The following is a 12,703-nucleotide window of genomic DNA, read 5'->3' as shown; positions in this document are numbered from 1 at the left end:
GTGGCGCCCGAGCTCAAGCACAATCAGGGCTTCCTCGGTTACTCCGAGACCGGTTCCCCCGCATCTTCGGGGAGGTGGATGGCAAAAATCCCCAGCTCCTCAAATTGAGTCCAGGTCTCCTTGCTCTCAAGCGGCGACTTGTGCAGCCGCGATAGTGGCAGTAGTGATGAAATAGGTTTGACTAGCGACTCGGCGAGCGCCAACTGATCGGGGCTGGGATGATAGCTGAGGCCATGTTGCATGAATCCTTCTCCTTATCGGGCCGGAAGTTGCCAGACTTATACGGGTTAATTACCGACGTGCATTAGGGTCCGGGTTCCAGACCGCAGTGCGCCTTTCGATGAAGGCCTGTGGGCCCTCAACAAAGTCCGGGTGCGCCCAATGAGACTTTAGCAATTCCCATCCGTAATCCAGTGCAGCCGGGTCCGGCATCTCGGTAGACGCCCAAATCGCACGTTTGGTCAGCGCCATGGCTTGTGGGGAATTCCTGGCAATTGATTCCGCCAGTTCATAAGCCCGGTCCAGAGTGGCCTCCACAGTATCCTCTAGGAGGTCTACCATGCCCAGTTGCCAGGCGCGCTCAGCAGGCATTCGATAGCTGCGCCCGGCGAGCCCCATAAGAAGGGCAGCCCCCAGCCCCGCGCGTCGGGCGATGCCGATGGATTCCAGACCGGAGACCTGTCCGACACTGACATGGGAGTCCATAAAAGCAGCTCCGGATGTCGCAATCACGATATCGCTATCGGCGATGAAATGGAGTCCCCCGCCGTTCACCAGACCATTGACTACGCAGATCACAGGCTTGCTGACTTGACACATACGGGGAGAGAATCGGTTGACCACGGTATTTCGCAGATTCTGCAGGGTTCCTCTGCCAACCTCGAGTGCTGATACGGAGGCCCCGGTACAGAAGTGGCGGTCTCCTGCCCCCGTGATGACAGCTACACGAACGTCAGTGTCTTCCTCGACCTCCTGCCAGGCGTCCTCCAGAGCCAACAGTAGCTCGGGCGTAAGGGAATTACCTTCTTGAGGACGATTCAATGTCAATCTTGCGATACCGTCCGCGTACGAGACAAGAAGTGGTGGTGCCTCAGCCATAGATTGATCCTCTCTTTAACGAGATGTTCCAGCAGTTGGCGGAAAGTGTCGATCTGACCCCGCCCAGTTTCAAAGCGACTGAGTGTCGACCAATCAACTGTCAGCCATTGACCGGAGTTAGAGCGAACGTCCAAAAACCAAGAGAACATTCCCGGGCAGACGTCCGCCATACAGGTAGCCGCTGTTGACGAGCAGATGGCCCTCGGAAACCACAGGCCCATCTGATTCAATTGAACCACCTCTGGCTGAAACACCGGAAACCGTCGTGAACTCTCTATTGGTATCGTATTGCCAGATTACTGCGCCAGTATCAGCGGTGTAAGCCTTCAGCATTCCATCAAAACCACCAGCCAGAACCGCACCTGGAACTGAAGTAACAGCTGCCGATAGACCGGGGTCACAGGCAGGTCGTTGTTCCGGCAGACAATGATCACCGGCAGGCGCGAACCACATTTGCATACCGGTCTTTGGATCAAGTGCAAACAAGCCGGGACTTGCCGGGAGCTTCTCATACTTACCAAAATATTCAGTATCGGCGATAGGTACATACAATTGTTGGGAGTCGGCAGCCATGCCCCAATGAACACCGCCTGAAAATCCCCCTCGACCCAGCTTCCTCTTCCATACAGTTTCACCCTCCAGATCTGGATCCAACGCATAGACCATACCCGATTTTTGACCGACCAAAAGGAGTTCCCTCTCCTGCTCGTCGCTCCACAGAATCGGCGGCGCGCCAATATCAAAATCCGGACCATTCTGTTCAGGACAGTTCACATGTTCACCTGGCAAAAGACAGGCAAGATTCCAGGCGTCACCAGAGAGAAGCTGGCGACTCCATTTTATTTCACCGCTGTCGAGGTCCATGGCTATAACAGCATCACTGTTTCGATGAGCTGGAGAGGTATAGGATTGCCCAGTTCCAACATAGAGCAGGTTTCGGGCCCTGTCGATAGTCGGGGTGTTCCAAACGGGTGCGCCCGAATATGTGTCATTCTCACGCACGTTTTCGGGATCACCAGTCAATTCTTGGCGAACCTGCGGAATCACGTGCGTTTTCCAGAGTTGCTTTCCGGCTGTGACTGACAGAGCCACAACACCACCGCGAAAATTGCAACATGCGTAGGATGGGTCGGTTGCCCTGGCCCATTCAGTCGAAGAGAGTGGAACATACAGTCGGTCGCGATGCAGTTGTGGTGATCCAGTAATTGTAACATCCGGATGGTCGCCGACCTTTGCGCGCCAGAGAAGTTTGCCTGTGCGGGCGTTTACACGGTATACGCTACCAGAAAAATCTCCGAAATATACTGACTCACCTCCGCCGTCTCCCGCAGCACCGTCGAGCCCGAAGGAAATTGCTGAGCGCACTTCCGCATCGGCATCGAATCTCCAATAAACACAGCCGGACTGCAGATCAAGAGCATAGACACTCCCCGACTGTGACCCGACATAAACAACTCCCGCCACGACAGTGGGTTGAGATCTTGCTCTTGTTGCCCCCGGGTACGCAAATGCCCATTTAAGAACAAGTTGCGGCATTTCTTCTGCAGTGAGTCCAGCGTCCGAAATATGCCGGGTGTTTTCGGGGGAAAACCCCCAAGCATGCGTCTTTGACTTTGACAAATTGGCATCGAATGGGTCGGTGCAGAACCAATCCCGAGAATCCCAACCATTTCTCAGCTTGCCACTACCCAAGTGCTCTGCTAATAGTCTCCGTTGAGCTTCACTTAAATGCTCACCCTGACTCTGCATCGGACCAGCTTCAAGTGCAGCGAGGATTGCCTCGGCACCGAGCATTCCGAACACCAGTCGCTGTGGCGCTCGGGCAACGGGACTATCGTGACACTCGGAGCAGTTCGCCAAATAGAGCGCTTCGGCTTCCGTACCTTGTGCTTCGAGCTCGAGGGAGGCTGCCGAGTCTGCCGTTTTCACATGAAATAGCACAATGACTATCAAATAAGTCATCCAACCGATTCTCATCGGTTTGGAATTTGTCCCTACTGGCAGTTTCAATGAGTATCTCCGGCTCGCGGAGCTAACGCATTTGGAAGGGCAAATACCCATAAAACGGTCCCTGAATCCATTGGATTCTGGAGCTCCGGCAAAAGGGAATCATAACTCACGGACTGGTATCCGCCGGGACCAACGATGACGGCCACATACTGCTTGCCTCCACTCTCATAGGTAATGGGCGGTGAGCTCGGCGCATCATTCAGGCGTGCCGACCAAAGCATCTTACCCGTCCCGGAATCGTATGCCTTGAAGGTCCGATCCAACGAGCCGGCAAAAACGATGGAACCGGCTGTCGCAAGAGTACCCGCTGTAAAAGGTGGTCTCTCACGCACAAGCCAACGCGTTTCACCGGTCTCCAGATCCACGGCCTGCAGCCTGCCGTAGAGCCCATCGCTGTCTGGACGGGGGCGTACCGTCCAACGGAAACCAGTGCTAAGCACAGTAGATTCGTTCTCCCCCGCGGGCACCAAGTCCATGCACGCCTCGGTTATTGGTACAACGAGAACACGGTCTTCAGGCAGGTAAGTCGTCGGGAGCCAACCTCGTCCACCGCTAACGTGAGGACAGATGGTGGTGACTTGCTTCCGTACAGGAAGCAAGTCAGAATTAATGTGCTTCTTCCCCGTTACGGGATCTATATCGCTTATGAGATTCTGCATTCCGAGAGATATTGATGACAGATAAGCGCCATCTTGAGCACGGAGTAGATCGAAAATCATCACCTTGCCACCGGTGATTACCACATCCTGCTCGACTCCATTGATGGGCAGTCGTATGGATTGTCGCTCGAACGCCCAGTCCATATCCCACTGATCGTTCGAAAAGTGCTGGAAATACCAAACCAGCTCACCAGTTTCTGGCTTTAATGCGAGAGTCGAATCGAGGTACAGACCATCATTGCTGACATCCTCACTTGAGGATTTAGTCATGAGAGGAGTGGTGTGATAGGTATTTCCGGTACCGAATAGAACTACATCATACTTTGCGTTATAGCTACCCGGCAGCCAAACAGAACCACCATTCCGCTCGTCCAGTGGCACAGCGTTCCATGTGTCGATTCCACCTTCAAAGGGACGCTGGATCACAGGAATTCGCCAGGACACCTGGCCGGTGGCCGCTTCCAGGGCGATAATTTCATTCCCGCCTGCCCGACTTCCTGAGGTACCGATAATCACTTTGCTTTTGACCACAATGGGACCACTTATCAACTGCAGGTCACCGTCCATAACTCCCACACTTTGATCCCATATTACCGTACCACTTTTCGCATCCAGCGCAATTACATGGCCGTCCGAGGTCGGTAAAAATAGTGAAGTGCCGTAGATAGCAAGGCTTCGCTTGTGACTTGGGGTGACCCCCGAAGGCAGTCGCCGGGAATACTGCCACAGCAGGTCTCCATTCGACGCATCTAGTGCCTGCACCGTATCACCCATGCCGTACACGAAGAGCACACCGTCATGTACCACGGGTGTCGAGGGATTGGGGCCTTGCGGCAGTGTCCAACTCCAGGCGAGTGTCACCGACCCAACATTCGACGCGTCGATTTCGTCAAGCGGACTAAAACCATAAGCATCGTAGGTACGACGCCACATAAGCCAATCGCCATCAGCCGGTTGCGTCAGCATCGCATCAGTTACGGGACTAAGAGAATGCAATGGATTTGACTTGGCCGGTGCGGCCGGGATTGTGACACCGGGCGCCAAGCCGCCCCCACTGAGATAGTTGGGCCAAGGCGGAAGTCTTAATTCGAAAAGGGTATCGAAGTCCCCGGGCAACTGTGGGTAGGATGCCTGCTCTCCGTTCTTCTGCAACAAAAATGCGAGAATATCTGCATGCGACTGCAGTGAGAGAGTTGATGCTTGCCGGGGTGGCATATTGGTAGAGAGATAATTCAAAAGATCACTCACCGAGCGAGCTGCCCACTGCGCACGAAACACACCGCCATTCAATGTTGGTGCATGTGTGCCGCCCCTGAGGTTCGATCCATGACAGGTTTGGCAATGCTGTGCATACAGCAAAGCACCATTGTCTGCCTGTTCCGCCGTAAAAGGAACGTTGCCCGCGGAAGACAACATTGAAATACCCGCAAGGGCAAGAAACTTTGCCGCGATGCCGGGCAAGCTCGTCTCCCATAGCTTAACTTTCCCCCTCAACCTATTGCCCACGGTCAGACTACTCCTCAAAACTCGAAAGTCGCGAGATCACCGGCCACTCTGGTCAAGAACGCTGCAGCCTCGACACCATTTATCACTCGGTGGTCATAACTCAGCGACAGTGGTAGAAACCGGCGTGTAAGAGGACTACCTGCCACGCTTGGAACCAACCTGTCTCGTGCCCGAGATATGCCAAGTATGGCAACTTCCGGTAAATTTATTATCGGAGTAAAGCCGGTTCCCCCGACATGTCCTATCGATGAGATAGTGAAGCAGCCTCCTGACATATCCTGCATTGAGAGCCCTTTTCCTCTCGCCTTTTCTGCGAGACGGGAAATTTCATCCGCAAGTGAATCAATGCCTTGTGACGATGGATCACGAATGACCGGAACCACCAAGCCTTCTGCGGTGTCGACAGCCACGCCCACGTTAACGTAGCTTTTCCACAACACTGTGCCCCCATCCTCAGCCAAAGAAGTGTTGAACCGTGGGTACTCCCGCAACGCTGTCGCCACCACCTTTACCAAGGGGCCAACAAGGTTAATTTCGATCTATGGCCGCCGGCGTTGTAATCCTGGCGGGCATGCTCGAAATCCGTGATATCAGCTTCATCGTGTGTAGTCACATGAGGAATGGTAGTCCAGCTCTTCTCCATAGCACGCGCGACATAATTTTGTATTCGCCCCATTGGCGCCGCCTCCACCTCGCCATGGCGCGACAAAGCTTCCAGGAGTGTCTGACCGCGAGCACTCACTCTATCCAACCCAATTTGATGCCAACCGCATAGACCTTATCTGCTTCTGCCTCTATGTGGATGATACCAGTCGCAGGAGACTCAACCTCCTGGATAGATTTTTCGCTTTCTAGCTCGTAAAGAGGTTGTCCCTCTTCCACGTTGCTGCCATCTTCAACCAGCCAGCGAGCAAGGGTGCCCTCTGTCATTGCAAAGCCGATTTTCGGGAATGTGACTTCGGTCATACTCTGTCCCCAACTAATTTTTTCCATTCACTGCCGATATATCGCAGAACCAGTATCTCCCTAGACTAACGCCGGTTTTCTCGACGTAGCCTGCTTTATGGCACCTACTATTTCGTCTATTCCAGGCACGAAGGCTGATTCCAGCACATTTGAGAAAGGGACTGGAGAAAAGGCGCCTCCTAATCGTAATACCGGCCCGCTTAGTACTCCGAAGAGTTCCTCCTGAATACTAGAAGCGATCTCCGCACCGGGGCCAAAATTTCTCACTGCCTCATGAAGCACAATAGCGGTGTGTGTCTTTGACACGGATTTCAGCACGGCTTCCTTGTCCCATGGTGAAATGCTGCGCAGGTCTATCACCTCTACAGAGATATCCTGCTTTTGCAATTCTTCTGCGGCAGCAACCGCCTCGAAAACCTGGCGCCCATAGGTTATGACCGTTGCGTCGGTTCCTTCACGGACAGTGCGCGCCTTGCCCAGTGGTACATAGCTTCCTGGTTCCGGAGCAGAACCGAGGGTCCATAAAAGTGGCATAGTTTCAATAAAAAGACAGGGGTCCTCATCTTCGATGCAGGTGCGAAGCAAACCGTACGCATCTGCAGGAGTGGAAGGAACAACGACTTTTATCCCTGCAGTATGAGCAAACCACCCTTCCAAGAAATCGCTATGTTGCCCCCCATTGCCCATACCCGATCCGGTCATGGTCCTGATGGTCAAAGGCACACTGGTCTGCCCCCTGACATATAGCGAAGTTTGGCGGCATGGTTGACGATCATGTCCATGGCCACCGTCGTGAAGTTCATCAGCATTATCTCGGCAACGGGTCGATAGCCCGCAACTGCAGCGCCTATTGCCGCTCCCATAATAGCTTGCTCGGAGATGGGCGTTGACTTCACTCTGTCAGCACCAAATTGCTTGGTGAGACCTGCTGTAGCACCTATTACGCCGCCACCTTGTTCATCACCTACATCTTCTCCAAGGACCAGGACGCGATCGTCATCCTTCATCGCATCATGTAAAGCAAGATTTATTGCATTGAGCATGTTCATTTTGTCGGTCACGATAATGTCTCCGTAGCATAGACGTCATGGCACAGTTCATTAACCCCGGGGTATTCGCTCTCGAGTGCATACCGTAACGCGTCGTTCACTTGCAAAGCATGTGCCGCCTCGATCTCCGCAAGCTCGTCTTCGGCGGCGTTCCCTTCCGCAATCAATCGGCTACGGAATATGGGATACGGATCACTCTTCATAGCCTCTTCCCGTTCTCCTGGTAGCATTACCGAGTCATCGTCGCCGAATACGTGCCCAAACAAGCGGAATGTCATCGCTTCAATCAATGTCGGGCCGTCTCCGGCACGTGCCCTTGCTATCGCAAGTTCAGCAGCGGCATACACGTCAACGGGATCGTTACCATTCACTGTGACTCCCGGCATGGAGTAGCTGTCGGCACGCCGCGAGACTCTATCTACGGCCGTTCCCGCTGCAAAGCGGGTATGTTCTGAGTAATGATTGTTCTGGCAAACGAAAATTACCGGTAATTTCCAAAGTGACGCAAGATTTAGCGCCTCATGGAAAGCACCTATATTACTTGCACCGTCACCAAAATATGCCACCGTAACTCGGCCGTCACCGGATAACTGGGATGCCCATGCCAGGCCGTTTGCCACCGGCATTGACGAGCCGACAATACCGGTGGTTACCATAACCCCCGATTCCGGATGAGTTATATGCATTGGCCCACCCTTACCCTTGCAGGTTCCGGATGCTTTGCCTGCGTACTCCGCCCACAAAAGTTTAAGTGGAACGCCTTTGCTTAGGGCATCGTGCATACCTCGGTAGATCGTGCAGATGTAGTCATCAGTACGAAGGCAGGCGGATACGGCGGCAGGAATACACTCCTGCCCGCGGGCAGAATAGTACGGCAACGACAACTTTCCAGATTTTATCGCGGACCGCATTTTTTCGTCGCTTTGCTTTGAAAGAGACATTTTCGAGAATATTTCGAGGAGCGTTTGCCTGTTCGGTGTCATTCGGTGATTTCCCTTTGGCCGTGCAGATTTCTCTCGCGATACTGCGAGAGACCTAATTCCGTGATTTCACCTAGTGATCTAAAGCGCTATCAGCTGGCGGCCATCCCAATCGATTGCGGCCTGTACAATGGTTTGCTGAAACTCTTCGAGATTTGGCAATGTGGCTTCTGCGATTTCAAACATAAGCCCTCCGGGCTCCCCAGTTTCAAAATATGCAAACCTTGAATCATTCTCCCGCGCAGCTCCCTCATGAATGAGCTCGAAGCCCCGCGCCATCAATTGTGCCCGTTTGGCGTCATAACTGTCATGATCACTGAACCAAGCCGCAACATGCTGCGCGCCCTCTTTACCCTGGGCGAGAAAATCCTGGTAGGCACTCGGCACATCGTTGTGCTGCTGAATCAGTTCAATCTGTAAAGCCCCGGAACATGCGAAGCAAAGTGTCAATTCGGGTGCGGGGGAAGTTTTTCCACGGTAAATAAAGTCGTCCACGATAAAGTTCCGCATTGTAAACCAAGGACCTACACCAAGCTTCCCCCACTCCTCCATCGCTTTATCCGCGTCGCGGACCACCATGCCAAGCTGACGAATTCCACCAAATACTATGCTCATACAATAATTCTCCCTAATATCACGATCGACGCGACACGGTGTCGGCCAATATCATGTCGGCCGCATGCCAGGCGATGGCCATGACGGGGCCAGCGGTGTTACCTGAAACTTGTGTTGGCATGACAGAACAATCCACTACTCGCAACCCTTCCACACCACGTACGCGAAGTTGACTATCGAGCACCGCTTCTACATCAGTTTCTGGCCCCATCCGACAGGTCCCGACGGTATGCATGCAGGTCGTATCCTGATGGCAGGCCGCGATAATATCTTCATCGGTTTGTACAGCTGGGCCTGGATGTAATTCTTCAACGATGTAATCTGATACAGGTGCTTGCTCAAGCAAACGGCGCGCGTAGCGAAACAGATCAACGATAACTTTTTTGTCATGCTCCGTGGTAAGGAAATTTGCCTGTATCGAAGGTGGATCGCGCGGGTCGCTAGATGTAATGCTAACCACGCCTTGGCTGTCCGAGCGCAAAGGGTAACCCATGAAGAACAAGCCAGGTTTACTATCCGGTTGATATACGGACGAATTAAGATCCGGGGTAACAGCCCAGAAGGTAAGTTGCGCGTCAGGCCGATCAAGAGTATCGCTGGTCCGTACAAAGGCATTAATGTCGTAGGTTGCGGTCAGTGGACCGCTTCGCGTCAGGAAGTACCGTATCCCATTCATATATTTTCGCCAGCCTCGGTATTCCTTGTTGAGACTGTGCGCCGACAGCCGAGATATTATAGTCACAACCTTGTGTTCCCTGGCATTCCGGCCAACTCCGGGGCTATCGTGAATAATTGGAATTCCGTATTTCCTCAGCAAATGAGCCGGCCCGACACCTGAGTGCTGGAGAATTACCGGTGACTGCAGGGCGCCTGCGGAAAGAATTATTTCACGGCGGGCCTTATAGCTTCGTTTATTTTCTCCTTGGACAGTCGAGACGCCACTCGCCCGCCTGCCGTCAAAATCAATGTTTGTTACCAGTGTATCAGTAACAACTGTGAGGTTATCTCGCCCCATTGCGGGTTTAAGAAACGCATCAGCTGCGCTGACGCGGCGACCGTTCTTGATAGTACGCGGACTGTAGCCGATGCCTTCCTGCTCCTCCCGGTTCAGGTCTTCGCGGACAGGGAGGCCCAGTGCCGCGCCCGCTTTAAGTATGGCCTCCGTAAGCGGCGTCTTCTCCCTTTGCACTGACACATGCAATGGACCACCGACACCTCTAACACCATCGTCACCCAGCTCATGATCCTCTATGGCTCGGAATACCTCTCGCATTGCTTCCCAACCCCAGCCTTCACAGCCCAATTCCTTCCAGCCATCGTAATCCTGGGGCTGACCACGAAAGTAGAGCATGCCATTTATGGAGCTCGATCCGCCAATCATCTTGCCACGTAGCCACGCATGCTGTTTGCCTGTCTCACTATCAGGTTCCAGCAGGTAGCTCCATGTCTTGGAAGGATCAGCAAAAAGTTTGAACAAACCCATCGGCATGGAAACGAATGGATTACTATCGTCCGGGCCAGCTTCGATCAAGAGGACAGAATGCTCGCCGCTCACCGACAATCTCTCAGATAAAACGCATCCCGCTGAACCAGCGCCAACTATAATGTAATCGTACTCTTCCATCAGAAGCGCCACTCCACACTCGCCCCATACATTCTTGGAAGGGCCATGGTCAGCTGATCACCAAACCCGGTTGCGAGCCTGTTATTGTAATATTCTTTGTCCGTGAGGTTTTCTACCCACAACATCACGGACCATCCTTGGTCGGGGCTGCCGATCGAGGCCGTTGCATTCACTCGCGTCATCGATTCCTGTCTGTCAAGTTGCAGTGGACCGCCCGCCCCCGGCATAAAGTCGTATTCGTCGGTATAATTAGCTACGATGCCAAGAGCCAGCTCAAGGCCATTACCGATAGGGTGGATGTAGTCTGCACTGATGAATCCCGACCATTCTGGGGCATTAGGCAAAGGCTCCCCACTCAGATCGGCTTCCTCGGGCACCAGGGCTCCCGGAGCGGGTACATATATGGAGCCGTTGGGGAATGATTTGAACTCAGCATCCAGGTACTGACCTCCGAAACCGATAGTCAATGACTCTGTTGCTGCCCAAGTCAGGTCAAAATCGACCCCAACACTCTCCGAATCAGCGGCGTTGCGTAAGATGAGCGCTGAAGTAAGCGGGTCATAGAATGTGACCTGCATATCATCGTAGGTATAGAAAAACACAGAAGTGTTGAGCCTCATCCGATTGTCCAACAAACCGAATTTGCCCCCTATTTCATAGCTCTTGATTTTTTCCGAAGTCAACGCTTCCGGTGGCGTAAAGACCGCTGAGTTGTACCCACCGCTTTTGAAACCTTCGTTGTAGCTCGCGTAGAGATTGACATCATCGTTGTTATACGCGAGCACGACTCTCGGGGTAAAGTCTGTGAAGGTGTCTTCCAGCTTGAACGCCTCGACCCCAAATACCAACACACCATCGGGATTGTTCCGGATCTCCAGAGAACGATCATCCCGGTTGTAACGTCCGCCTAGAGTAAATTTCCAATTATCACTCAGATCATAGTAAATTTCCCCAAACACTGCCGCTGCATCGAGTTTGGACTCAATTTTTTCGGCTCCAGGAACGAGTGCTCCGAACGCGTCACCACGCAAGAATGCCGGTGCATCCGTTGAATCTTTTTCATAAAAGACGCCGGCCGCGAAGTTGAGGGCACCTTCAAAGCTTGAGGTTAGACGAAATTCCTGCTCTATCGTCTCGGACTCGTTTCTCGTGCTGTAGACAAATAATGGTGCGGATGTAAAATCCTGATCGAACTCCCCAGAGAAAACATACTCCCTGTAGGAAGTCACGCTGTAGAACTCCAGGTTTCCAAAATCGTGGGAAATACGCAATATACTCAGGTCCGCGTCACTTTGTGTTTGTGTTTCGTGATCCTGAAAAACCTCATAGAAACCACTCGGAGGAGTCACGCCATACGCAGCGCATCCTGTGCATACCGACACCTCTCCATGGGCGTGTGCATTGATCGTATCATCGCCCCGAAAACGCTCGAAGGAACCGATCACTTCGGTAGCCTCAGAGGGTCGCCAAGCGACTTTCGCCCGAGCCGTTACTCGCTTGTCCTCCCCAAGGTCATTGCCGGTAAACACATTCTCGATGTAGCCCTCTCTGCGATCAAACAACTGTAGTGCCACACGCGCACTTACAGTATCTGAGAGTGGGACATTTAGTACGCCTTCAGAACGCAGGGAGTCAAATCTTCCATAACCGAGTCGGACATAACCCTCCAGTTCTTCTGTGGGATCCATTGTGTTAACTACGATGGCGCCCCCTGTTGCATTTCGCCCGTACAGCGTTCCCTGAGGACCTTTCAGCACTTGAACTCTTTCCAGGTCCACAAGTTGCGCAATTGATCCCGTTTGTTGCTGGATGTAAACGTCATCGATGTAGGTGGCGATTGGAACTTCGAGACCGTTCGCGGCAAAGGCCATACCCACACCACGAATGTAGGGCATCGCGAAATTATCACTCGCGGGATAGACCAGCCCGGGGACTTTCATGCTCAGACCCTGAGTATCGTTGATCGACGCAAGCTGCATATCTGTGCCAGTAAAGGCGGAAATTGACATCGGTACTTCGGACAAGCGTTCCTCGCGCCGTTGCGCCGTAACAACAACTTCTTCCAGCGCGCCCACGGACACTTCTGCTGCATAAGTGCCGGATGCCGGAAGTAATCCGTTCAGTACAAGGGCGGACATGACGGGAAGACGCAGTACTTCGGGACAAGAAATCAGCTTATATTTGTTAATCATGAGA

The 12,703-nt window shown here is 53.0% G+C and carries 13 protein-coding genes; all 13 read right to left on the bottom strand.

Going from position 1 to position 12,703, the window contains the following annotated elements:
- Positions 1–38 precede the first annotated feature (38 nt).
- Positions 39–242, bottom strand: coding sequence for a hypothetical protein (locus G3T16_RS17030; protein WP_163496275.1), 204 nt, complete (start codon positions 240–242; stop codon positions 39–41).
- A gap of 49 nt (positions 243–291) precedes the next feature.
- A complete protein-coding gene (locus G3T16_RS17025; RefSeq protein WP_163496274.1) occupies positions 292–1,098 on the bottom strand; it encodes an enoyl-CoA hydratase/isomerase family protein in 807 nt (268 codons plus the stop codon).
- Positions 1,099–1,215: 117 nt separating this feature from the next.
- Positions 1,216–3,108: an outer membrane protein assembly factor BamB family protein gene (locus G3T16_RS17020; RefSeq protein WP_232059138.1), complete on the bottom strand. Its 1,893-nt coding sequence runs from the start codon at positions 3,106–3,108 to the stop codon at positions 1,216–1,218.
- Positions 3,105–5,228 (bottom strand): outer membrane protein assembly factor BamB family protein, encoded by a 2,124-nt coding sequence (locus tag G3T16_RS17015; protein WP_163496273.1) that lies wholly within the window; start codon positions 5,226–5,228, stop codon positions 3,105–3,107. The genes G3T16_RS17020 and G3T16_RS17015 overlap by 4 nt, the downstream gene beginning before the upstream one ends.
- 59 nt (positions 5,229–5,287) lie before the next feature.
- Complete coding sequence (locus tag G3T16_RS23205) at positions 5,288–5,779, bottom strand: 2-oxo acid dehydrogenase subunit E2 (RefSeq protein WP_408610713.1); 492 nt, start codon at positions 5,777–5,779, stop codon at positions 5,288–5,290.
- 2 nt (positions 5,780–5,781) lie between these two features.
- Positions 5,782–5,964 (bottom strand): 2-oxo acid dehydrogenase subunit E2, encoded by a 183-nt coding sequence (locus G3T16_RS23200; RefSeq protein ID WP_408610753.1) that lies wholly within the window; start codon positions 5,962–5,964, stop codon positions 5,782–5,784.
- A gap of 47 nt (positions 5,965–6,011) precedes the next feature.
- Positions 6,012–6,239: a biotin/lipoyl-containing protein gene (locus tag G3T16_RS17000; protein WP_163496270.1), complete on the bottom strand. Its 228-nt coding sequence runs from the start codon at positions 6,237–6,239 to the stop codon at positions 6,012–6,014.
- A 60-nt stretch (positions 6,240–6,299) separates the two neighbouring features.
- A complete protein-coding gene (locus tag G3T16_RS16995; RefSeq protein WP_197911715.1) occupies positions 6,300–6,962 on the bottom strand; it encodes an alpha-ketoacid dehydrogenase subunit beta in 663 nt (220 codons plus the stop codon).
- A complete protein-coding gene (locus G3T16_RS21240) occupies positions 6,953–7,300 on the bottom strand; it encodes a hypothetical protein (RefSeq protein ID WP_197911714.1) in 348 nt (115 codons plus the stop codon). Before G3T16_RS21240 ends, G3T16_RS16995 begins: the two co-directional genes overlap by 10 nt.
- The gene (locus G3T16_RS16990) at positions 7,297–8,271 is read right to left on the bottom strand and encodes a thiamine pyrophosphate-dependent dehydrogenase E1 component subunit alpha (RefSeq protein ID WP_163496269.1); all 975 of its coding nucleotides are present in this window, start codon (positions 8,269–8,271) and stop codon (positions 7,297–7,299) included. The genes G3T16_RS21240 and G3T16_RS16990 overlap by 4 nt, the downstream gene beginning before the upstream one ends.
- Before the next feature lie 78 nt (positions 8,272–8,349).
- A complete protein-coding gene (locus G3T16_RS16985) occupies positions 8,350–8,883 on the bottom strand; it encodes a VOC family protein (protein WP_163496268.1) in 534 nt (177 codons plus the stop codon).
- 19 nt (positions 8,884–8,902) lie between these two features.
- Positions 8,903–10,507 carry a GMC family oxidoreductase gene (locus G3T16_RS16980; RefSeq protein WP_163496267.1) on the bottom strand — a complete coding sequence of 535 codons (1,605 nt, stop codon included), beginning with the start codon at positions 10,505–10,507 and terminating at the stop codon, positions 8,903–8,905.
- Positions 10,507–12,699 carry a TonB-dependent receptor gene (locus G3T16_RS16975; protein ID WP_163496266.1) on the bottom strand — a complete coding sequence of 731 codons (2,193 nt, stop codon included), beginning with the start codon at positions 12,697–12,699 and terminating at the stop codon, positions 10,507–10,509. The genes G3T16_RS16980 and G3T16_RS16975 overlap by 1 nt, the downstream gene beginning before the upstream one ends.
- Between the last annotated feature and the right edge of the window lie 4 nt (positions 12,700–12,703).

Origin of the sequence: Kineobactrum salinum (genome assembly GCF_010669285.1) — a bacterium.
GTDB classification, from domain to species: Bacteria; Pseudomonadota; Gammaproteobacteria; order Pseudomonadales; family Halieaceae; genus Kineobactrum; species Kineobactrum salinum.
The sequence above is the reverse complement of the archived record's forward strand: the minus strand, read 5'-3'. Positions and strand labels throughout refer to the sequence as shown.